Origin of the sequence: Pseudoalteromonas nigrifaciens, assembly GCF_002221505.1 — a bacterium.
In the GTDB taxonomy this organism is placed as follows: Bacteria; Pseudomonadota; Gammaproteobacteria; order Enterobacterales; family Alteromonadaceae; genus Pseudoalteromonas; species Pseudoalteromonas nigrifaciens.
In genome coordinates this window covers 245,600-266,967 of the sequence record NZ_CP011037.1, presented here as the reverse complement: position 1 = coordinate 266,967, position 21,368 = coordinate 245,600, and the positions used below count along the sequence as shown (strand labels likewise).

Below are 21,368 nucleotides of genomic sequence, written 5' to 3'. Positions count from 1 at the left end.
AATTATAATTTTTAAAGTAATACCTGTGCTTTTATATACGCTAAGCGTTACTTTATCGATCTAGCTATATACTCTTTAAATTCTAAAATAGGCATAGGCCGGCCATACTTCCAGCCTTGCCCGTAATGTACCCCTGCTTCTTTTAAAATGACTTCTTGCTCTGTTGTTTCTATGCCCTCTGCCACACAGGTATAACCAAATTTATGTACCAACTCCATAATATTAGGGATCATAGAGGCTTTTAAGCCTTCCGTAGCTATGTCTTGTACAAATGAACGGTCTATTTTAAGCTGATGGAAACTCAAATTATGTAAGTTTTTTAGGTTTGAATACCCAGTGCCAAAATCATCAAGCGACAAGCGAAAACCCGACTCGATTAATGTTTTAAAATAGCCATGAGCAATAGTTGAATCTAAATACTCGTCTTCGGTTATTTCTAAACAAATTACAAATTTAGATTGCATTAATCCGGTTATTTTCGGTAATGACAACACATTCCCTTGCTCTACATCACAAGGAAAAATATTTAATGACACCTTAAATCCACTTGGTAACTGCTCTGCACTTTCTAACTCATTAAGTACAGTGTTAATCATTATTTTGGTAAAAGACCAAGTTAAATTAATTTGTCTAAGTATAGGAATAAATTGATCCGGTGTAAGCACCCCGTAATCATCTTTAAAGCGCGCAAGTACCTCGCAACCAATTATTTTTCCGCTTTGTAAATTAACTATTGGCTGATAAACCCAATAAAAATTACCGCTCTTTAATCCCCTACGTATCCTGCTTACAATTGAGCGGCGCGTAGTTAGGTGCTCATCAACTAATAAGCCACACGAAATACTCACCAAGCAAATTAAAATAAACGAAATAATAAATAGTTGACGATTATCGGCAAAAAATATATCCCATGGCAAATACAAAGCAACACAATAATTTCTATTATTATTACTGCACGTTATATTCGTTTCGTAATGTAAATAGTCATTACTTTTTATATTATTATGAATCCCTGTTTGCCCAGCTAAATGAAATAAGTTTTCAGATTCTTTATAAAAAACCTGCCAATTAGGCGTTACAATAATTTTAGGATCGAATACTTCTGATTTTAGTATGAGGTTATAATTGCCTTGGCGAATAATTAGTACTTTTAGTGGGCGCTCGGTAAAGAGTAATAAGTAAAGTTCAGGCTCAAAGCGTATGCCTATTTGTGAGGGTTTATTTTTATTTACAATATAATCTGGTTGGTTATCTGGTAAAGGATTTTCAAGCATACCAGTACCTGTAGTACAGGTTAATGTATTATTTTTAAAGTAGCCTATATCAATAGCAAACTTGGCATCAAATAGCATCCGCCGCATAGCAAGTAAATTCGCTTCGTTACAAGTAGTAAAATTTAGGTTATTTAATTTAGTTAAAACACGAACGCTTTCCTCTACACCATCGTCTACTTGGGAGAGTAAATATTGTGAGTCTGAATGTGTTTGCGCTACTAATTTTTGACCCGCAAAGTACAATAAAATAAAGCAACCTAATGCAAATATAAATCCACCTGATAGCAGTACTACTATTATTTTTTTAGGATGCTGTTTCATTGTAAATTGAGGTATCCCCATTTATGCAAAGTCCTTTAATAATTACATAAGTAACTGAAAATTCAAGTTTCTGATAATATATTTACAATAAATATTTAAAAATTAAAACTCACGAATAATCGCCTCTAATGCATCACTAATTTTTTGATGCTGTTTTTCGTCTAAATGCACACCATCCTCATTTGAAACACTCACAATCCTTGCCAAGTCATAAAATGAGCATTGTTTTATACTAGCAACATTTTCAAATGCTGCAGCTAATTGCACTACTTTTTGCTCTGCCCCTTTGTACACGCCTGCGTAACTTCCGACTTCTCGTACATGAGCGGGACTAAGTATTAAAATTTTTGGAGAGCCTGGCGCATTGCTTTGCTCATAAAAATTCAATATTGAATCTATTAATGCTGTTAACCCAGCGGCAATATCGTGCGCATTTAAACTAAACCGATTTTTCAGATCGTTAGTACCTAAATCTATAATAATTAAATCTATTTTAAGTTCATTTAAGTAAGACTGTAAATAAGTTACGCCCGATAACTCACCTGCAAACGGTGGGTTGTTTACTAAAGCACGGTTAGGCTGCCCAGCTTCTATTATTGTAAAATTAGCCCCTAACTTTACAGCAAGCTTCGCTGGCCAGCGCACTGTAGCACTAAATCGTTTTCCTGTTTGCGGATTTAAACCCCAAGTATTGGAATCCCCAAAGCATAATATGTTTTTTATCATTAAAAAGGGTTTAGCGTATAGCCCTGCTGTTGTAACTGCGCATGTGCTGTCATTGCCGATAACGACATTTTTACGCCTTTTATTAACTGCTCAGGAGCTACTTTATAGTGCGTGGCCGACTGCCCACATACATAAACCACCGTATTATTAACAAGTAATTGCTCAATTAAGCTTTGATTTTTGTTATCGACTTCAAAGCGGTTTTTATATGTATTATTATCAAGCACATCTACGCTTGCACTGCCATGTATTACGAGTGCCAGCTCTATATTTTCTGGTTTAATACCATGTGCTATATGCATATTAATAAACCGCGCTAAAGAATTCATACCATTATTTTGCTCACCTTTTTGCGCGCCTTTACCAACATCAAAGGCAATTTTAAAATGTGTGTTTTGCGTTATAGGTGCATGTGAGGGTACATTATAAAAAAAGCCAAAGTCTTTTATTGCGGGCTCTAAGTCATTCGCAAATACTGGCAGGCTTACAAACATTAGGCCAAGACCTAAAATAAAAGATTTCATTAATATTATTCCTTTTTATTTTTAATATTTTAATTAATAGTCATTTTTTGAACTACTTTAAGCTATCTACGAGTAATGTTTTACCCTAGTTGCCAATAATAGTAGCCGCCAAATAACGCACTGCAGTTAATAATTATGGTGAGCCAAAGTACGGCTATAAAAATACGCTTTTGTGATTTATGCCTAAACCATTGCTGAGCGATTAACGCCCCCGGCCAGCCACATAATAATGCTAAAAGGTGTAAAGTTCGCTCAGGCACTCTCACCACTGGCTGCTTTTTACTCATGGCCAAACGTTTGTCCCATTTATAAACTAAAATGGTAATTGTACTCATAACTACGTACACACTTGCGGCAATTGTGGGCCAATAGCTAAACAGCCCTCCTACGGTTAATACACACAAAAAACCAATCGAAAAAAGTAATAATGCTTTTTTAATCAAGTAACTCTCACCTATACTGTATCTAGGCCATACCCAGATTCACTTATACTAGGCAGTAATTATGTCATATTTAAAAACACTGATACTAACCTTTTGCATTGTATTTACAACCATTGTAAATGCACATCCAGCTGATTTAGCTAAAGAGCTCAGCGCATTTAAGCCATATTTAGGCACATGGCAGGCTAATTTTACAGTCCCTGAAGGCGCAAAGCCAAAGCAAGACATTAGTAAATGGCAGCGGGCTTTAAACGGTAAAGCTATTCGTACTATACATTCAATCAATGAAGGAGAGTATGGCGGCGAGTCGATGATATTTTACGATAGTAAAAAAGACTCATTAGTATTTTATTATTTCACTACGGCGGGGTTTTACACTAAAGGCACAATGAAGATACTTAGCCCTACTCAGTTTGTAGCCTATGAAGAAGTAACGGGAAATAAAGAAGGCATAACTAAAGTTAAGTCTACCAGCGAAATTAAAGGTGATGAATTTATTGTATCAACCTCGTACTTAAAAAAAGGCGAGTGGACTAAACCTGCAACCCGAACCTATACACGCAGTAACCAGCAGGTTAAGTTTCAATAAAGCGTTTATAACAACATTTAATTGAAAAAGGCAGCCAAGGCTGCCTTTTTCATAACTACTTAGAATTTATAAACTACTTTATGAATTTTTTAAATGGTTCATCAACTGGCGTATCTGCAAGGTGGTTAGTGTAGTTACTCATTACTTTTTGCGATAAGCCTACAATAATTTCAAGCAGTTGTTGCTTGCCATAACCCGCTGCAAAAAACTTTTCAATCTGCTCATCACTTATCACACCGCGGTCACGTGCCATTGCAAGTGTGGTTTCACGAAGTGCTTCAAGCTTAGGATCAGCAAGTGGTGTTTTATTTACTAGCGAATCAACAATACCTTGTGCATATTCCGGAGCATCGTGAACAGTGATTCCGGCCCATCGTGAACACCCGTTCTGGTTTTAGCGTGAACGCTCATTCCGGTTTTATCGTGAACACTTTTGACTGATTTTCCGGAATCGGTGTTCACACCAAACCAGTACAATTTCAACGCATTGATTATTAATTACTTTGTTAAGCTATTTCCTTTTTGTATTACTGAGGAAGGGATATGGCGACTAAGAGGATCACAATGCGTAAAATTCGAGAAGTGTTGAGGCTACATTTTGCTGCCCAACTCAGTGTCAGAAAAATAAGTGCCAGCACTAAGATCAGTGTCGGTGGTATTCAAAAACTACTCACTAAAGCCAGAGCTTTATCGTTAAGTTGGCCACTGCCCGACGAGCTTGATGATTCTGTGCTTGCTAGTCAGTTCTATCCTCGCGCCGACACTCGGCCATCCCAGCGATTTGAAGTGCCAGATTGGCCAGCCATTCGAAAAGAATTAACGGGCAAAGGCGTCACCAAGAACTTACTCTGGGAAGAATATACTCAGCAATATCCGAATCGTTGTTACAGCTATTCTCAGTTCTGCGATCGCTATATGACCTGGCTTAAAAAGCAAAAACGTTCGATGCGACAAGTGCATAAAGCAGGAGAAAAACTCTTTGTCGATTATGCGGGTCAAACGATGCCCATTGTTTGTAATGCGACGGGTGAAGTGAAGTTCGCCCAGATATTCGTGGCGGTGATGGGCGCATCAAATTATACATTTTGTGAAGCAACCTGGAGCCAAAGTCTACCCGACTGGATCGGCAGTCACGTGCGAGCATTTGAATTTATCGGCGGTATACCTGACATGGTTATCCCCGATAATTTACGCAGTGGTGTCAGTAAAGCGTGTCGCTACGACCCTGATGTTAACCCGAGTTATCAGCAATTGGCCGCGCATTATGGCACCGTGATTGTGCCTGCTCGTCCCAGAAAACCACAAGATAAAGCCAAGGCCGAAGTGGGCGTGCAAATCATTGAACGCTGGATACTCGCCAAGTTACGACACCAAACCTTTTTCTCATTAGCTGAGCTAAACCATTGCATCAAAGCCTTACTGCTTGAGGTCAATAATAAGCCCTTTAAGCAACTGAGTGGGACACGACAATCATGGTTCGAGTCAATCGACAAACCCGCCCTCGCGCCCATGCCCAAACTAGCTTATCAATTCACGGATATTAAACACGTCAAAGTGAATATTGATTATCACGTTCAGTATGATAACCATCTTTACTCGGTACCCCATCACTTGGTGGGTGAAAAGCTTGAACTTCATGCCAAAGACAACTTGATTGAGGCTTATTTCAAGCATAAACGCATCACCAGTCACCCGAGAAAATATCATCCGGGCATGACCACCACATCCGAGCACATGCCTGTAAAGCATGAGAAGCATCATAAATGGTCACCAGGGCGTTTAATGAATTGGGCGAAAGATATTGGAGATGACGTTTTGCTCTGGGTGAAAGCACAATTGGCACAGAAACAACATGAAGAACAAGCGTATCGTGTGTGCTTAGGCTTACTCAACCTATCAAGAAGCTATCCCGCCGATCGGCTCAATAACGCCTGTGCGATAGCCAATCAATACAGTTTATATCGGTTAAAACATATCAAAGACATACTCAGTAGCAACCAAGATAAATTGCCGCGAACGCAAGAAGAGCCGTCGACGTTATTGCCACAATCCCATGAAAATATCCGTGGTCCTAAAAGCTTCCATTAAGGTAAGGAAATTCTATGTTAGAACAAACGATAACTCAGCTTCGTCAACTCAAACTCAGTGGTATGGCCAACGCCTTAGTGAGCCAAATAGAACAACCAAGTACTTATGAAGGGTTGTCCTTCGATGAGCGACTACAACTGCTAGCAGACAGTGAAGCCCAAGACCGAGAGAGCCGAAAACAACAACGCTTACTTAAAGCGGCAAAACTTAAATTAGCCGCTAACGCCAGAGACATAGATTATCATCACCCGCGAGGTCTCAATCAATCGATGATGGCATCGCTACTGCAATGTGATTGGCTGAATAAATCACAAAACTTACTCATCACAGGCCCTTGCGGTAGCGGTAAAACCTATATCACTTGTGCGCTTGCGCATACAGGATGCATGAAAGGCTACAGCGTTAAATATTACCGACTCTCAAGGTTGATGCTTGCGCTGACACAAGCCAAAGCAGATGGCACTTACAGTCGAATGTTACAGTCACTCGCTAAGATCGACTTACTCGTTTTAGATGATTGGGGGCTTGAGCCACTTAAAGCGGCACAACGAAATGACTTAATGGAGATCATGGATGATAGGCACGGCAGTTCATCAACCGCCATCATCAGTCAATTACCCACCGAAGAATGGCATCAATCCATCGGCGATAATACCTTAGCCGATGCCATTTTAGATCGACTAATGCACAATGCTCATCGGATAAAATTAAAGGGGGAGTCTATGAGAAAAATTCAATCTAAAATTGACCATCGTGAACACTTAGGTTAAAAATGTCATGAACCCAATGCGTGGAATTTAAGTGTTCACGATAAAACCGGAATCGGTGTTCACCATCACCGGAATATGCACCTTGATCAACTTTCATTGACGCTGCAATTGCACTGTGGGCTGGCACACAATAATGACAGTTATGTTCAACGTTAATTGATTGCCATACAACCGTTAATTCTTCAGCATTAAATGACGTGTTTTGAAACAGCTCATGCAGTACTTGATAACCTTTAAGTAAAGTAGGTGCTTCTGCCATTACTGCATGTAGGTTCGGTACCATACCAAACGCAGCTACTGAATCGGCCATAAGAGATTTTGATTCTTCAGGTGCATTTTCTGCTGTATATAAAGTAAATTCTGTCATGTTTAGCTCCAATAAATAATTAGTTAGTTAACTTCGAGACACATACCATTTTATTTTGAGCAGTTGTTCAAGTTAAAATTGAGCATGTGTTCAAATAATTGAGAAATGAGATGGCGAATAAGATTAAGTTTGAGCGTGAGACAGTTGTCCGCCTTGCAAGTCAGCTATTTTGGGAAAAGGGTTTTCATGCAACATCGACGCGTGATTTACAAGAAGCTATTAATATGCGACCTGGCAGTATCTACTCTGCTTTTGGCTCTAAGGAAGGGCTTTATATTGAGTCTTTACGAGACTACACAGTACAAATGGAGAGCCAGATTAAAGAGTGCCTATCCACATCAGATACTATTTTGGGTGGGCTGCGCGCTTTTGTTGAAAATGTAATAACAAAAAAAGAAAGTGCGCCTAGTGCTATTTGTATGCTGGTAAAGGCCAACTGTGAATTTGCAGATAAAGACAGCAATTTATATCAACTAAGCTTAGATTTAATTGATAAATTTGAAAACTACCTTTCGGTTCTTTTTGAACAAGCAATAGCAAAAAATGAGTTAAGTAATAATATATCTGCGCAAGAGTATGCACGCTTTTTTGAAGTGCAGTTTACTGGTTTACGTGGTTATTTTAATCGCCCGGGTGTTGAGTCACTGGCTCAGCCAATGATAGATCAAATGTTTAAGATCATAAAAAGCTTATAAACGTCTCATTTTAGTTATTTGAACAAAAACGGCAGTAATTTAAATTACTGCCGTTTTTATTTTGTCTCAGTGCTAAATAACTATTACGTTTTTAACTTATTAAGTTCTGAGTCTTGTTGCGCAACTAATTTATTAAGTACTTCACTGCTGTCGCCTGCTTGTGAAGATAAATCAGATAGCTGCGAAGCCGCGTCTGATATCAGCGTTAAATTACGGTTTATTTCTTCGCTCACTAAGCTTTGCTCTTCAGCTGCGGTAGCAATATGCGTAATTTGATTGGTAATTTCGTCCACTTTAATTACCACGCTGTGCAGTGCATCAAACGCTACTGAAGTTTCATCAACTGCACTTTGTGCCCGTACTACGCCTTTTTCGATAACCGTTGAGGCATTACCTACTTCAAGCAACAAGCTATCAATTAATCGACTAATATCATCGGTTGATGAGCGCGTTTTTGACGCCAGTGCACGCACTTCGTCTGCAACAACCGCAAAGCCTCGACCATGATCACCCGCTCGTGCAGCTTCAATTGCAGCATTTAGCGCAAGTAAATTGGTTTGCTCTGAAATAGTACGAATCACATCTAAAATTTGCGTTATATCGTTACTGCGCGACGCCACTTTTTGCACCGCTTGGTTAGCTTCTTTGATTTCCTCAGACATGGTTTTAACTTGGCTCATGGCTGATGACAAACTCGTTTCACTGCTTACCACTAAGTTATTAATTTCACCCGCTTGTTGCGCCGATTGTTCTGATGCGCGAGCAACTTCAAGCGCAGTTGCGCTCATTTCATTCATTGCGGTAACTACGCTTTCAATTTCGTGAAACTGCGCCTGTACATTATGTTTAGTATCAATAGCAATATGCTGGGCAATTTTACCTTGCTGCTTAGTTTGATCAGACACATCTTTTAGCTGTGCAATTAACACTCTAAGCTTAGTTAAAAATCGATTAAAGCCATCGGCTAATGCAATTAGCTCTGCATGCGACTCTACATGCAGCGTATGAGTTAAGTCGCCCTCTGAGCTGGCAAGGTTATCAACGCGTTGCTGAATTTGCTGCAGTGGAGCAACAATACTGCCAATAACTAGCTTCATAACAATAAAAGCAACAACTGCAATTGCTAAACCGGTTATTAAAATAATAACCCCTAGTGACTGCGCAGTTTGCTGCATGTTTTGCGAAAGAGCTTGCGGCCCTGCCAGTGCAAGCTCTGCTGGTACTTCTATAATTAACGACCACTGCCTATTAGCAAGCTTAATATTAATTGGGTAATTAACTAAATACTGATCGTTAGCTTTAAAAATACCACTGTGATCTTTTAGCTTTTCTAAATTATTAATCGTTACTGCGTTAACAGCTTCTTTAAAAGGACGCCCTAATTTAGATTTATAATGGCTGCTACCAACCACTAACCCCAAATCACTCAGCAAGGTTACTTTTGCTTTGCCATTATAAAGTTGCTTAGAAAGCTGCTCTGTCATGGTTTGAAATGTAGGTAGTGTTAAGTCAGCGCCAGTAATACCAATAAACTGCCCTGATTTTAAAATAGGCACTGTTAAAGACGTTAGCATAACCGAATCGCCAGAGGGAATTTCGTATAGGTAGGGTTCCATAATACACGGCTTAAGTGTGTCTTTAGCACATAAATACCAATGTGCCTCTCGAATACCAAACTCGTTAAGTGTTGTAATGTATTTATCTGCGGCGTTAGCTACTTTTTGCTGTTCAATAACACCGTTTTCGTCGCGGGTAATATATACTTCAAGTGTGCCAGCACCATCAACAGAATGTTTATAGCCTTGCTGAAAGTAGGCGTCTTGGCCGTCAAAAGCGTTGGCTTCAAACTGTGAGTAAACCGATGATAAAAGAGTGTTTTTTTCAATAATAGCGTGGTTAATACTTACCACTGTATCTCGGTTTAAGCTATTTTGCTGGGCTGCGTCGCTAAGTAATGCTGCCAATGTATAGGGAATTCGGTAGGCTTCGTTAATAAACCCAGCTATACTTTCACCGTAAACAGCCGCGTTTGCATTAAGTTTTTCTTCTACTTCAGCAACTATATATTCTTCAGACTTGGCCGCTAAATCTTTATTACTTAATGATAACTGCCACCATAAAATACTAGACAGTACTAATACAGTTATAAATATACTGCCCACTGAGAGCCACAATAACTTTTTTGCTAACGCTATTTCCCGCATTCATCACACCCTTTAATTAATTAACGTATATAGTTTAGTTGTTCTATAAAATGAAGCTATTAATTTAGTGTAAAAACAGCAATCTCATACAAAAGTTTAGCCTTCATGTTTAGCCAAAAAAGCGGTGGCTATTGCAGCCATAATGAGTAAAAAAACACTAACCCATAAACACGCCACTAACCCATAAAGCTGAAATACCCAACCAGAAAGCACAGTACCCAGTAAGCGCCCCATGGCATTGGCCATGTAATAAAAGCCTACATCGAGCGACACACCATCACTGCTGGCAAAGCTCACTATTAAATAACTATGTAGCGATGAGTTAACAGCAAACACCCCACCAAAAATAAATAAGCCCACTATAAGCGGATAATTTACCGCACTATTAAATTGCATTAGCAGCGCTAAAATGCCAGTTACAACGCACAATAGCGTAACCCATTTATATGCTTTATTAACTGTATTAAAACCAGAGGTAATAACTTGCCCAGTAATTCGCGGTGCTTGCGATTGCACTAACCCATACGCTATTACCCACAGTGCCATAAAGCCACTCACCCAAGTATGGTTCCAGTTAAATTGCGTGGCTAAATACACAGGCAGAGCCACTACAAACCACACGTCTCGCGAGGCAAATAAACACAATCGTGCTGTGCTAAGTAAATTAATAGCGCGAGATTTAGAGAATAACGTTTTAAATTTAGGTTTGTTTTTGGCCTTACCTATATCGCCTTTTAAAAAGACTAAACTTATAACCCAGGCAACACTCAATAAAACGATTAAAGTAAACAACGCACCAACAAAACCAAATAAAGTAAGCAGTACCCCACCTAAAAAGAAGCCCACTCCTTTTAATGCATTTTTAGAGCCAGTAAGTATGGCAACCCATTTATATAATTTACTTTGCCCGCTGCTGTTTTGCGGCACCAAATATTTAATCGCGCTTTTGGCGCTCATTTTATTAAGATCTTTGGCAATCCCACTTAACGCTTGTGCTGCCATTACATAAGCAACCGTTAACCAATCTGTTGGCACGCAAAGCATAGCAAGCGCAAGTATTTGCAGCCCTAAGCCTATATTCATGGTTTTATTTAAGCCAAGTTGCGCTCCTAACCATCCCCCCACTAAGTTAGTGATCACGCCAAATATTTCATAAAACAAAAACAACATAGCAATCGCTAATGCGCCATAACCTAACTGATGAAAATACAGCACCACTAACATTCGCAGTGCGCCATCGGTTAAAGTAAAAGCCCAATAATTGCCGGTAATGATAAAATACTGTTTTAGTGAGCTTGGTAAGTTAGCTAGTTGCGCAAACATTAAATTAGCCTATTAATTTGATTGATCACTTAAACCAACTTTAAGCATTAGCTCTGCAGTACGATTTGCATAGCCCCACTCGTTATCGTACCAAGCGTATAATTTAAGCTGAGTGTTGTTAATTACCATAGTTGAAAGCGCATCTATTATGCTGCTGCGCGGATCGGTTGCGTAATCAATCGATACCAGTGGTTTTTCCTCGTAACCTAAAATACCTTTAAGCTCGTTATTAGCCGCACTTTTAAACCAGCCATTTACTTCATCTTCACTAACGCTGCGCTGCAGTTCAAACACACAATCGGTAATTGAGGCATTAGTAAGTGGTACACGTACAGCATGGCCGTTTAATTTGCCTTTAAGCTCAGGAAAAATATGCGTAATGGCTGTTGCGCTGCCTGTTGTTGTTGGTATTAAACTTGTGCCACAAGAACGTGCTCGGCGTAGGTCTTTATGTGGTGCGTCAATAATGGTTTGCGTGTTGGTAGTACTATGAATAGTGGTTATGGAGCCGTGTTTAATTCCCACTTTTTGTTGCAGCACTTTTACAATAGGCGCTAAGCAGTTGGTGGTACATGAGGCCGCAGTAACTATTTTGTGCTCACTTGGCTTATAAAGATGATCGTTCACCCCTACTACTATATTTAAAATGCCCTCTTCTTTTACCGGTGCGGTCACCACCACGCGTTTAACACCTTGGGCTAAATACGCATTTAGTAACTGGGTCGTTTTCATTTTACCGCTGGCTTCTATTACTACATCGCAACCAGACCAATCGTTGTCGTTAATGGTTTTATGGTTGCTTACAGTTATATTGTGTTTGCCAACCTCAATAATATTATTAGTAGCAGTAACAGAATGATGTAGACGCCCATGCACTGAGTCAAACTCCAATAAATGGGCATGGGTTTTAGCATCGCCCGCTATATCATTTACTTTTATAAACTCTATATTTGGCCAGTCAACCGCTGCGCGCAGCGTTAAACGCCCCATACGGCCAAAACCGTTAATGCCTACTTTAATGGTCATAATAAAATACCTTTTGTTATATTAATTACTTAATCTGAACTCTGGTTAAGAGATTTACTAACGTATTGAGTCATAGTTATATTTAATTTTATTTTCTCTAGCCAGAGGTTTTCAGTGAAAATAGCTGCTTGAGATAAGTTTATTACCCACAGATCAGGTTACTTAGCAACAGCGCTCAGGGCGATTACCCATAGCATTTAAGCGCTCTAAATCACTTTTGTAAAATGCTGCTGTTGCAACACGTGTTTGCGTAATTACTGTTTGTGCCCAATCTGGTAGTGCCTTATTAATACTGTAGTACACCCATTGGTTTTGTTTTCGATCTGTAAGCAATCCGCATTGGCGAAGCTGTGCTAAATGACGTGACACTTTAGGTTGGCTTAAATTAAGTGCCGCAACTAATTCGCAAACACATAACTCTTGCTGATCAGCAATAAGCAGTATGGCCTTTAACCGTGTATCGTCCGCTAGGCATTTATAAAATTGCAGGGGGTTGAATTGTTCCATAGCGTCCTCGTATCGTTAATATGTACACAATAAAACAAAAAATGAATATATGAAATAGTGAATATACGATTTTTCGTATATTTATTTTTATGACCTCAAAAACAAAAAAGCACACAAGGTTATTGTGTGCTTTTTAAATATTAGCGAGTGCCGTTATTAAATAACCGACAGCTCAACTTCAATATTGCCGCGTGTTGCGTTTGAATATGGGCATACTAAGTGCGCTTTATCTACAAGCTCCTGTGCTTGCGCTTTATCCATATCACCCAGCGACACCGCTAGCTTAACTGCAATACCAAAACCACCGTCAATAGCGCCAATCGACACTTCTGAGTTAATGTGCGTGTCACTTGGCAGAGTAATTTTCTCGCTGCCCGCTACAAATTTAAGCGCACCAATAAAGCATGCCGCGTAACCTGCTGCAAATAGCTGTTCAGGGTTAGTTCCTTTACCATCATCGCCGCCTAAGCCTTTAGGAGTTGATAAATCTACATTTAAACGACCATCATCAGATTTAGCAGTGCCTTCACGGCCACCGGTTGCAGTTGCTTTTGCTGTATAGGCAACGTTTTGTAATACATTCATAATGAACTCCAAAATTTAAAAAATTAATTAACTTATTTAGTTTGTGTGCAAAATAATAGAGCAACTAAATATAGATTGCAAATACTTTGCATGCAAATTAAAATGCACTTTATTCAGCAAAGAGGTTAAAGCATGTCATTTGAGCAGTTAAAATTAAAAAATCAGTTATGTCATCGTTTATATATGGCCTCTAATAGTATTGCTCGCGCTTATCGGGAGCCGTTAGCTGAGCTTAATTTAACTTACCCGCAGTATGTAGTAATGATGGCATTGTGGGAGCAGGACCAAATAACCATTGCCGAGCTTATAAATAACACCGCGATTGATGGCGGTGCAATGACCCAAATACTAAAAAAAATGACCGACAAGTCATTACTTGCCGTAGTAAAAGACGAGCACGACAAGCGCAAGCGTTTAGTGCAACTCACTCAACAGGGGCAATCACTAAAGCTAAAAGCGGCTGATATACCTAGCAAAGTGCTGTGTAAATTTAATAACGTAAATACAGAGCAAGCAAAACAACTAATGCAGTTACTCGACTTAGTCGTTAACGATTTATCTGATTAATGCATAAACCGTTTAAAATAGCGCGTGTATCAAATAAGTGCATACAGCCCAAAAAACCCACCATATAAGTGCAAAAAGCTAGCAACTTTTTTATATAAAACACTAATTCATTGATTCGTATTCATAAAATATTCAATTAAACGTTGGCATACTTCTTCCTATTACTTTATGTGTTTAAAAAAAATCAAAGGAAAAGCTATGTTTAATTTATATCACACACTTTATTTACTATGGCGTTTAGATGTTAGTTTTTGGCAAGTAAACGAGCCAAATAATCCGCGTACTACCGCTGATAAAGAGCGTATTCTCAGCCGTTAAGCTTTTCTTGTTGGTGTCGCTTTGCAAGTAAACCCAATGCATTGTATTGTTAGTTCTATTAAACAATTTATTTGGAATGTGTATGCCTGCCTTAGAAGTTAATTTTGATGGTTTAGTTGGCCCTACTCACAATTATGCGGGGTTATCGTATGGTAACGTTGCTTCGTTAAATAACGCCGCTAGCTTTTCAAATCCCCAAGAGGCGGTACTTCAAGGCCTTGAAAAAATGAAAGCCATGCACGATAAAGGCTTAACTCAAGGTGTATTTGCACCCCATGCACGCCCCGACTTAAATATACTGCGCCGCCTAGGGTTTAGCGGTAACGACGCGCAAGTTATTAATAAAGCTTTTAACGCCGATCCTATTTTATTACGCGCATGTTATTCAGCCTCAGCAATGTGGACAGCAAACGCCGCTACTGTGTCGCCATCGCCCGATACAACCGATGGTAAAGTGCACTTTACCGCTGCAAATTTAAACAATAAGTTTCATCGCTCGTTAGAGCCTGCCACCACAACGCGGTTGTTAAAAGCAATGTTTAATAACCAAAACCACTTTGCGCATCATACCCATTTACCCGATCAAGGCTTTTTTGGTGATGAAGGTGCAGCAAACCACACCCGTTTTTGCGACAGCCATGGCGAGCAAGGCCTAGAAATGTTTGTGTTTGGGGCCAGTGCATTTAACAGCCATTTACCAAAACCGGTTAAATTTCCTGCAAGGCAAACCCTCGAAGCCTCAGAAGCTATTTGCCGCTTACATAATTTAAAAGATACCAGCCAAATTTTACTGCAGCAAAACCCAGATGTGATTGACCAAGGGGTGTTTCATAACGACGTTATTGCTGTAGGTAATGCCAACGTACTGCTGTGTCATCAGCAAGCATTTTTAAATCAGCAGCAAGCATTGCAAGATATTCGCGAAGCCTACATTGGTAATAAACAATTTTATATTATTGAAGTACCTACAAGTAAAGTAAGTATTCAAGATGCAGTTAGTAGTTATTTATTTAACAGCCAGCTAGTAAGCCTAAGTGATGGCTCTATGTTATTAGTAGCGCCAAAAGAGTGCCAACGTAATAGCGCGGTTAACGACTACATTGAAGAAATGATCATGGCCGATAATCCTATAAACCAAGTACGCTTTTTTGATTTACGCCAAAGTATGCAAAATGGCGGCGGCCCAGCTTGCTTGCGTTTACGGGTTGCTTTGAACGAGCAAGAACTCGCTGCAGTAAACCCAGACGTTATTTTAACCGACACTAAATACACGCAATTGTGTAACTGGGCACAACGTAACTACCGCGATCAATTAGGTGCTAAAGACTTTGCCGACCCAGCACTGCTGAGCGAAAGTTACCAAGCACTTGATGAGCTAACCCAACTACTTAATTTAGGCTCAGTGTACGACTTTCAATTAGAAGGTTAATTACTTACTTAAGCTAAATAACCTGAGCTCCGGATAATAAACTTATCTCAAGCAGCTATTTTCAGCGCTAACTGCGTTGAATTCACTGAAAACCTCTGGCTAGAGAAAATAAAATTAAATATAAATATGATTCAATACGTTAGTAAATCTCTTAACCAGAGTTCAGGTTAAATAATTACAAACGATACAACAAAAAATAGCGAGCCTTAGCTCGCTATTTTTATGTGTGCTGATACTGCTAATATTAATCTACTTTTGCAGTGTCTTTATTAATTGTAACGCTTGTTGCTAGCGACTCAGGTAAGTGCAAAGTGCGCTGCGGGAATGGAATTGTTAGCCCTGCTTGCTCAATAGACTCTTTAACGCGCTTATTAAGATCCCACACTGTTTGCCAGTAATCACCATTTACAGTCCATGCGCGTAATTGTAGGTTTACCGAACTTTCGGCTATAGATACCACCATTACTTTTGGCGCTGGCTCTGCTAGTAAACGCCCTTCTGAGCTGGCTATTTGTTTAAGTACATTTAAGCCATCGTCTATTGAATCGGCATACGAAATACCCACTACAATATCCATGCGTCTTTTACCGTTACGGGTAAAGTTTTTAATATTACCACCCCACACTTTGCCGTTAGGAGAGGCTATATAAAGGCCGTCGGTGGTTTTAAAAATAGTAGTGAATAAGTTAATTTCGCTCACCGTACCCGATGTACCACTGGCATCAATAAAGTCACCTACTTTAAAAGGTCTCAGTATTAATAACATAATACCTGCAGCTATATTACTTAACGTACTTTTTAACGCCAAACCAATTGCTAAACCTGCAGCGGCCATTAGTGCCACTAAACTGGCGGTATTGACCCCAAAAATATCTAAAATAAATAACGAGCCAATTATATAAACCAAGTAACTCGAAAGGCGAGAGATAATAGGCAGCAAAGTTTTATCTAATTTATTAAGCGGCGATTTAGAGCCATTAACTGCTCTTTTAACAGCGCGGGCAATTACGCCACTGGCAATTAAAATCACCAAAGCTAGAATCACTTTGTATCCTAAAGTGATGATTGTTTCTGAATGGCTTTGCCAAAATGCTAAAAGTTTATCTTTCATGTTTGTTCCGATAAATGTGGCTGAAACTCAGCAAAATTATGGTTAAATTTAATAAAAACGACTTCAAAAGAAGTGGCGCGAGTATATAGTAAAAAACAATTAAATCGATAAAATTATAAACCATTTAAAACAGCATGTTAAAAGTTCTAACTCTTCATATTTTTAATTCAATTTAGGTTAAGGGTTAAATACATACACTTAACAAATCAAATAAAAGGAAACAAGCATGAACTTTAAATCAACAATATTAAGTAGCGCTATTATTTTTGCCTTAGCAGGCTGTGGCTCATCAAATGACGAGGCTGAAACAACCCCACCGCAAGCAAGTGATAAAACCACTTTTAGCTTAGGCATTTCCGACGCACCAGTCACTGGTTTAAAACAAGTTAACGTAGTGTTTGATTCAATAACAATTAAAGCCCAAGCAGGTGAAGAAGTTAGCTTTGCAACTCGCTCTAAAAACGATTCCACCTTAGCGCAAATGGTCAATTTACTAGACTATACGGGCGACGATATTTTTCAATTACTTGACGATCAAGAAGTACCTGCTGGGGATTATTCGTGGATCCGCGCACAAGTGATAAACGGCGACACGAACAACCTTAGCTTAACATCTCACGTAGTTTATGAAGACGGCAGCATTGCACCGCTTATAGTAAAAAGAAAAGGTAACGATGGCGTGGGTGAAATTCAGCTAGATGGCTTTACACTCAATCAAACCGACAACGAGTTTGTATTAGAGTTTGATTTAAAAAAATCGTTAGTTGATCCACAAAATAATGACGAAATATTTTTAAAACCTCGCGGTGTGCGTTTACAAAACCTTTCTGAATCACAAGATATTGAAGGCTCTGTAAGCCAAACACTTATAAACAATTGCGAGACTGACAACATTGGTCTTGCCGCTGATGATTCATCATTTGGCCATGCTGTTTACCTTTACTCTGCGCAGGCACAAACCCCAACAGATATGCATGAAATAGATGACCAAACGCCTGATAACGCTCCGCTGGCGACTGCCAATGTTGTATTTGATGCGGACGATAATGAATACGAATTTGAACTCGCATTCATAACACCAGGCGACTACCAACTTGGTTATACGTGTAGCGCACACATAGACGATGCAGAGCAAGTAGATGCAGACTTTAATATTTATCAACTGAAACAAATTAGTCTAACGCAAGCTGACGATTTATCAGTCAATTTTGACATAGCGCAATAACTGCATGGCGCACATTGAGCTGCGCCTTCATTCATTTGTTAATAAGGAAAAAACCATGGCAAAAGAGAAAATAGTACTCATAACCGGCGCTTCTAGTGGCATTGGTGAAGCAACGGCAAAAACCTTAGTAAACAACGGTCATAAAGTTATATTAACCGCCCGTAGAGAAGAGCAACTTAACCAACTTGTTGCCGAGCTAGGATCAGATAACGCAATGGCTGTAGCCGCAGATGCCACCGACTTTACCGCGCTCGAAAACGTAGTTACCAAAGGCATTGAAAAGTTTGGCCGATTAGATGTAGCCTTTGCTAACGCAGGCATGGGGGTTTCAACTGCTGGCACTGAAAAAGGTGATCCGGATGAGTGGTCAACCATGATCGATATAAACATTAAAGCCCTATTGTGGAGCGCAAAATTAACACTGCCATATTTACGCGAAACCACCGGACACTTCATTTTAACCAGCTCTGCTGCTGGCCGTAAGCCAATTGGCGGCTCTATTTACGGTGCAACTAAATGGTTTGCTTATGGCTTTGGACAAAACTTAGCTGAGGAAATGAGTGAGTGGAATGGCCGCTGTACAACCATAGCACCAGGTATGGTAAATACCCCATTTTTTGATGAAGCTAAACCCGACAAACTCGACCCACAAGATGTAGCCGACGCCGTACTGTTTGCTATTGAAGCAAACCAGCGCAACAGCGTACGCGAAATTTATTTAATGCCGACTAATTAAAGCGTTAGTTGGTAGAGTTTGGCTGTCAGGTTTAATACAAGTGGTATTAAACCTGGTGGTTGCTTGTCCTAAATATGGGCTGAGAGCTGTTTAAGAGAAAAATTTTGGTCGTTTAAAAGCCCTGTTATATTTTTTAAACTGCACTTGTCGCTCTATTTTAATTTGCGATTTTCTTAGTAATCAAGATGGATTCAGCCAAATTTTCATACTAGTGGATTTACTTGTTAACCGTATTTAATTCTGTAAAAGAAACCTGCGTAAATCTCGCTCTTGTCGCATTACATGTAAAATATAAACCTTATCATTTTCAATTTTATAGAAAATACGACACGGATTAACAATAACTTCTCGGTAGTTTAAGTTATTTAGCTCAGCAGGCCTTTTACCTGATTCTGGATGATTTTCTAACCTTGATACTTTCTCAAATACTTTTTGAACCAATTTTTTAGCCACAATCAGATTATTTAAAGCAATATATTCAGCAACATAATTTAAATCATCGAGAGCTGGAGATGTCCATATTATTTCAGCCATTTACTCATTTTCTCTTTTGCTTCTTGATTAGAGAATAAATGGCCATTTTTAATAGCTTGTTCACCGCGCGCTACACCTTCAAGGATTGCTATTCGTTGTTGCATGAATTCATAATCATCAACATCAACTAGATAAGCAGATGGTTTACCATGTTCTGTAATTAACACAGGCTCTTTTGAAGTATGAAGATCAGCTAATATTTTAGTAGCTTGGCGTTTAAGAGTCGTAACTAGCTCAACTTTCATAAAAAATCCTATCTAGAACTTAAGTAATGTATCACTATAGTATCACAGCAGCCGGAGGTTACAACGGCACGACTAAAAATTAGCCTACGATATTTGTCATTTCACAAATCGAAATACCCCTATATTACAAAAACTTAACCAAGCTATAAAATAAACAACTGTAAACAGTTAGTTAGCTTCGCCTTACCTTTTCTAAATGTAGCAAAACCCCAAAATGGTGGAGTTCAGTAATATCAGACGTATAGCTGATTAATTATACCCGTTGATTATTAATTAAGTGGTTATATTTAAATACCTGTGTTTAAACTAATAACGCGTTCACCCTTAAACTTGTAACTCGTTATTGCTTATAAAATTAGTTAAAAATCACAATCTACTTCTATTGAATCCTTATTAATTTTACTTCATATTAAATACTCTTATTTCTCACTTATTATGCTGTTATGTCATTTTTAAAATTTAGCCATGCAATCATTCTCACACTTGCTAGTACCTTACCGCTTATAAGTCATGCTGCGCTTGATAAAAATGAGCGTGAAATAGTAAAACAGGTCGATAAAAACATTCCCCAAGCACTTAAAGAAATAGAGCAAGCCGTAAATATTAATAGCGGTTCGCTTAATATTGAAGGTGTAAAAAAAGTAGGCGCGCTTACAAGCGAGCAACTTAAGGCCATTGGTTTTAAAGTAGAATGGCTGGATGGCAGTGCGTTTAACCGCGCAGGGCATGTATTGGCTACCTTTGAGAGTAAAAACCCCGATGCAATAAAAATACTGATGATCGGCCATCTAGATACAGTCTTTGCCAAACACGATGATTTTACAACCTACAAACAGCTTGATGCCGATACAGCCAGTGGCCCAGGCGTTGCCGATATGAAAGGCGGTAACACGATAATAATTACCGCACTTAAAAGCTTGCAAGCGCTTAACTTACTTGAAAATGTAAGCATAAAAGTAATACTCACTGGCGATGAAGAAAGCAGCGGTCGTCCGCTTAGCTTATCTAAACAAGCCATTGTTGATGCGGCAATGTGGGCAGACGTTGCTTTAGGCTTTGAAAATGGCGATAACAATATTAAAACCGCCATGGCGGCGCGCCGTGGTTATACCGGCTGGACGCTAAACGTAAGTGCTGCAGCGGCGCATTCGTCGCAAATATTTAGTGATAATGTAGGCTATGGCGCTATTTACGAAGCATCGCGTATTTTAAATAGCTTTAGAGAACAACTTGCCACACAACCTAATTTAACTTTTAACCCAGGGCTTATTGTGGGTGGCACAAATGCCGACTACGACAGCGCTAATTCGTCAGCAACTGCGTTTGGTAAAAGTAATGTAATAGCACAAACCGTACATATAGCAGGCGATTTACGCGCACTTTCACCAAAACAATTCGAAAACGCAAAAAGGTCAATGCAACTCATTGCTAGCAACAGTTTAAATGGCAGTAAAGCAGAGCTTATTTTTGAAGACGGTTACCCGCCAATGGCATTAACTGATGGCAATAAAAAGCTATTAGCATTATACAGCGACGCAAGCCACGACTTAGGCTTCAACAAAGTAGTAGCTGCCAACCCACGCAATGCAGGCGCTGCAGATATTTCGTTTGCCGCAAGCCATGTTAATATGGCGCTTGATGGCTTGGGCTTAATGGGCAGTGGCGCGCACACTAAAAACGAAACTGCCGATTTAACTAGCCTTGATAAAAACATAAAAAAAACCGCATTGCTTATTTACAGGTTAGGGCAGCTGTAAGATT

General features: G+C 39.3%; 21 protein-coding genes and 2 pseudogenes. 9 read left to right on the top strand and 14 right to left on the bottom strand.

The genetic code is table 11. The annotated features are described in order from the left end of the window. Window positions 1–47: 47 nt before the first annotated feature. The 4 genes from PNIG_RS17710 to PNIG_RS17695 form a co-directional block, all read right to left on the bottom strand. Window positions 48–1,616, bottom strand: a complete 1,569-nt coding sequence (locus PNIG_RS17710; protein ID WP_089369137.1) for an EAL domain-containing protein — start codon at window positions 1,614–1,616, stop codon at window positions 48–50. An 81-nt stretch (window positions 1,617–1,697) separates the two neighbouring features. Beyond that, window positions 1,698–2,321 (bottom strand): SGNH/GDSL hydrolase family protein, encoded by a 624-nt coding sequence (locus PNIG_RS17705; protein ID WP_089369136.1) that lies wholly within the window; start codon window positions 2,319–2,321, stop codon window positions 1,698–1,700. Continuing rightward, window positions 2,321–2,815, bottom strand: a complete 495-nt coding sequence (locus PNIG_RS17700) for a DsrE family protein (protein WP_370446755.1) — start codon at window positions 2,813–2,815, stop codon at window positions 2,321–2,323. Before PNIG_RS17700 ends, PNIG_RS17705 begins: the two co-directional genes overlap by 1 nt. A 110-nt stretch (window positions 2,816–2,925) precedes the next feature. Further along, complete coding sequence (locus tag PNIG_RS17695) at window positions 2,926–3,288, bottom strand: DUF1294 domain-containing protein (RefSeq protein ID WP_089369134.1); 363 nt, start codon at window positions 3,286–3,288, stop codon at window positions 2,926–2,928. A 61-nt stretch (window positions 3,289–3,349) separates the two neighbouring features. Here PNIG_RS17695 and PNIG_RS17690 point away from each other — a divergent pair, with 61 nt between their 5' ends. After that, window positions 3,350–3,877: a hypothetical protein gene (locus tag PNIG_RS17690; RefSeq protein ID WP_089369133.1), complete on the top strand. Its 528-nt coding sequence runs from the start codon at window positions 3,350–3,352 to the stop codon at window positions 3,875–3,877. A gap of 73 nt (window positions 3,878–3,950) precedes the next feature. Here the strand turns inward: PNIG_RS17690 and PNIG_RS17685 are convergent. Continuing rightward, a pseudogene (locus PNIG_RS17685) lies at window positions 3,951–4,211 on the bottom strand (carboxymuconolactone decarboxylase family protein); the annotation flags it as partial. Window positions 4,212–4,420: 209 nt separating this feature from the next. Here PNIG_RS17685 and istA point away from each other — a divergent pair. Together istA and istB are read left to right on the top strand one after the other, a co-directional pair. Then, window positions 4,421–5,965 (top strand): IS21 family transposase, encoded by a 1,545-nt coding sequence (istA, locus tag PNIG_RS17680; RefSeq protein WP_024600838.1) that lies wholly within the window; start codon window positions 4,421–4,423, stop codon window positions 5,963–5,965. Between the two features lie 14 nt (window positions 5,966–5,979). Continuing rightward, complete coding sequence (gene istB, locus PNIG_RS17675; protein ID WP_024603886.1) at window positions 5,980–6,735, top strand: IS21-like element helper ATPase IstB; 756 nt, start codon at window positions 5,980–5,982, stop codon at window positions 6,733–6,735. A gap of 82 nt (window positions 6,736–6,817) precedes the next feature. Here the strand turns inward: istB and PNIG_RS17670 are convergent. Continuing rightward, a pseudogene (locus tag PNIG_RS17670) lies at window positions 6,818–7,102 on the bottom strand (carboxymuconolactone decarboxylase family protein); the annotation flags it as partial. Window positions 7,103–7,212: 110 nt separating this feature from the next. Between PNIG_RS17670 and PNIG_RS17665 the strand changes: the two are divergent. Continuing rightward, window positions 7,213–7,797 carry a TetR/AcrR family transcriptional regulator gene (locus tag PNIG_RS17665; protein ID WP_011329821.1) on the top strand — a complete coding sequence of 195 codons (585 nt, stop codon included), beginning with the start codon at window positions 7,213–7,215 and terminating at the stop codon, window positions 7,795–7,797. A gap of 83 nt (window positions 7,798–7,880) precedes the next feature. On the opposite strand, the gene PNIG_RS17660 is transcribed toward PNIG_RS17665, so the two are convergent. The 5 genes from PNIG_RS17660 to PNIG_RS17640 all read right to left on the bottom strand — a co-directional run bounded on the left by PNIG_RS17660 (window position 7,881) and on the right by PNIG_RS17640 (window position 13,442). Beyond that, a complete protein-coding gene (locus tag PNIG_RS17660) occupies window positions 7,881–10,001 on the bottom strand; it encodes a methyl-accepting chemotaxis protein (protein WP_089369131.1) in 2,121 nt (706 codons plus the stop codon). 96 nt (window positions 10,002–10,097) lie between these two features. Then, on the bottom strand, window positions 10,098–11,324 hold the full coding sequence (arsJ, locus tag PNIG_RS17655; RefSeq protein ID WP_089369130.1) for an organoarsenical effux MFS transporter ArsJ: 1,227 nt from the start codon (window positions 11,322–11,324) through the stop codon (window positions 10,098–10,100). A 12-nt stretch (window positions 11,325–11,336) separates the two neighbouring features. Beyond that, entirely contained in the window at window positions 11,337–12,350 is a 1,014-nt protein-coding gene (locus PNIG_RS17650; protein ID WP_089369129.1) for an ArsJ-associated glyceraldehyde-3-phosphate dehydrogenase, read from the bottom strand. 162 nt (window positions 12,351–12,512) lie between these two features. After that, on the bottom strand, window positions 12,513–12,857 hold the full coding sequence (locus PNIG_RS17645; RefSeq protein ID WP_089369128.1) for a metalloregulator ArsR/SmtB family transcription factor: 345 nt from the start codon (window positions 12,855–12,857) through the stop codon (window positions 12,513–12,515). A 156-nt stretch (window positions 12,858–13,013) separates the two neighbouring features. After that, window positions 13,014–13,442: an organic hydroperoxide resistance protein gene (locus PNIG_RS17640; protein ID WP_011329816.1), complete on the bottom strand. Its 429-nt coding sequence runs from the start codon at window positions 13,440–13,442 to the stop codon at window positions 13,014–13,016. Between the two features lie 132 nt (window positions 13,443–13,574). On the opposite strand from PNIG_RS17640, the gene PNIG_RS17635 reads away from it, so the two are divergent. Then, window positions 13,575–14,009, top strand: a complete 435-nt coding sequence (locus PNIG_RS17635; RefSeq protein ID WP_089369127.1) for a MarR family winged helix-turn-helix transcriptional regulator — start codon at window positions 13,575–13,577, stop codon at window positions 14,007–14,009. A 400-nt stretch (window positions 14,010–14,409) separates the two neighbouring features. Further along, entirely contained in the window at window positions 14,410–15,756 is a 1,347-nt protein-coding gene (astB, locus tag PNIG_RS17630) for an N-succinylarginine dihydrolase (protein WP_089369126.1), read from the top strand. A gap of 244 nt (window positions 15,757–16,000) precedes the next feature. Here the strand turns inward: astB and PNIG_RS17625 are convergent, their stop codons facing one another. Next, window positions 16,001–16,867, bottom strand: coding sequence for a mechanosensitive ion channel family protein (locus tag PNIG_RS17625; protein WP_011329813.1), 867 nt, complete (start codon window positions 16,865–16,867; stop codon window positions 16,001–16,003). 226 nt (window positions 16,868–17,093) lie between these two features. Between PNIG_RS17625 and PNIG_RS17620 the strand changes: the two genes are divergently transcribed. Then, the gene (locus PNIG_RS17620) at window positions 17,094–18,092 is read left to right on the top strand and encodes a DUF4382 domain-containing protein (RefSeq protein ID WP_089369125.1); all 999 of its coding nucleotides are present in this window, start codon (window positions 17,094–17,096) and stop codon (window positions 18,090–18,092) included. A gap of 55 nt (window positions 18,093–18,147) precedes the next feature. Continuing rightward, window positions 18,148–18,828, top strand: coding sequence for an SDR family oxidoreductase (locus PNIG_RS17615; RefSeq protein WP_089369327.1), 681 nt, complete (start codon window positions 18,148–18,150; stop codon window positions 18,826–18,828). Window positions 18,829–19,062: 234 nt separating this feature from the next. Here PNIG_RS17615 and PNIG_RS17610 read toward each other — a convergent pair whose 3' ends face one another. Then, window positions 19,063–19,362: a type II toxin-antitoxin system RelE/ParE family toxin gene (locus PNIG_RS17610; protein ID WP_089369124.1), complete on the bottom strand. Its 300-nt coding sequence runs from the start codon at window positions 19,360–19,362 to the stop codon at window positions 19,063–19,065. Then, window positions 19,350–19,607 (bottom strand): type II toxin-antitoxin system Phd/YefM family antitoxin, encoded by a 258-nt coding sequence (locus PNIG_RS17605; RefSeq protein ID WP_011329809.1) that lies wholly within the window; start codon window positions 19,605–19,607, stop codon window positions 19,350–19,352. The genes PNIG_RS17610 and PNIG_RS17605 overlap by 13 nt, the downstream gene beginning before the upstream one ends. A 443-nt stretch (window positions 19,608–20,050) precedes the next feature. Here PNIG_RS17605 and PNIG_RS17600 point away from each other — a divergent pair, with 443 nt between their 5' ends. Further along, a complete protein-coding gene (locus PNIG_RS17600; RefSeq protein ID WP_089369123.1) occupies window positions 20,051–21,364 on the top strand; it encodes a M20/M25/M40 family metallo-hydrolase in 1,314 nt (437 codons plus the stop codon). The last annotated feature ends 4 nt before the right edge of the window (window positions 21,365–21,368 follow it).

Coding starts and splice junctions, on each gene's coding strand:
- arsJ (WP_089369130.1), bottom strand. CDS start 11,324: ATGTTTGCGCAACTAGCTAACTTACCAAGCTCACTAAAACAGTATTTT.
- PNIG_RS17610 (WP_089369124.1), bottom strand. CDS start 19,362: ATGGCTGAAATAATATGGACATCTCCAGCTCTCGATGATTTAAATTAT.
- PNIG_RS17620 (WP_089369125.1), top strand. CDS start 17,094: ATGAACTTTAAATCAACAATATTAAGTAGCGCTATTATTTTTGCCTTA.
- istB (WP_024603886.1), top strand. CDS start 5,980: ATGTTAGAACAAACGATAACTCAGCTTCGTCAACTCAAACTCAGTGGT.
- PNIG_RS17700 (WP_370446755.1), bottom strand. CDS start 2,815: ATGTTTGTAAGCCTGCCAGTATTTGCGAATGACTTAGAGCCCGCAATA.
- astB (WP_089369126.1), top strand. CDS start 14,410: ATGCCTGCCTTAGAAGTTAATTTTGATGGTTTAGTTGGCCCTACTCAC.
- PNIG_RS17625 (WP_011329813.1), bottom strand. CDS start 16,867: ATGAAAGATAAACTTTTAGCATTTTGGCAAAGCCATTCAGAAACAATC.
- PNIG_RS17635 (WP_089369127.1), top strand. CDS start 13,575: ATGTCATTTGAGCAGTTAAAATTAAAAAATCAGTTATGTCATCGTTTA.
- PNIG_RS17705 (WP_089369136.1), bottom strand. CDS start 2,321: ATGATAAAAAACATATTATGCTTTGGGGATTCCAATACTTGGGGTTTA.
- PNIG_RS17650 (WP_089369129.1), bottom strand. CDS start 12,350: ATGACCATTAAAGTAGGCATTAACGGTTTTGGCCGTATGGGGCGTTTA.
- PNIG_RS17690 (WP_089369133.1), top strand. CDS start 3,350: ATGTCATATTTAAAAACACTGATACTAACCTTTTGCATTGTATTTACA.
- PNIG_RS17710 (WP_089369137.1), bottom strand. CDS start 1,616: ATGGGGATACCTCAATTTACAATGAAACAGCATCCTAAAAAAATAATA.
- PNIG_RS17605 (WP_011329809.1), bottom strand. CDS start 19,607: ATGAAAGTTGAGCTAGTTACGACTCTTAAACGCCAAGCTACTAAAATA.
- PNIG_RS17615 (WP_089369327.1), top strand. CDS start 18,148: ATGGCAAAAGAGAAAATAGTACTCATAACCGGCGCTTCTAGTGGCATT.
- PNIG_RS17665 (WP_011329821.1), top strand. CDS start 7,213: ATGGCGAATAAGATTAAGTTTGAGCGTGAGACAGTTGTCCGCCTTGCA.
- PNIG_RS17600 (WP_089369123.1), top strand. CDS start 20,051: ATGTCATTTTTAAAATTTAGCCATGCAATCATTCTCACACTTGCTAGT.
- istA (WP_024600838.1), top strand. CDS start 4,421: ATGGCGACTAAGAGGATCACAATGCGTAAAATTCGAGAAGTGTTGAGG.
- PNIG_RS17660 (WP_089369131.1), bottom strand. CDS start 10,001: ATGCGGGAAATAGCGTTAGCAAAAAAGTTATTGTGGCTCTCAGTGGGC.
- PNIG_RS17645 (WP_089369128.1), bottom strand. CDS start 12,857: ATGGAACAATTCAACCCCCTGCAATTTTATAAATGCCTAGCGGACGAT.
- PNIG_RS17640 (WP_011329816.1), bottom strand. CDS start 13,442: ATGAATGTATTACAAAACGTTGCCTATACAGCAAAAGCAACTGCAACC.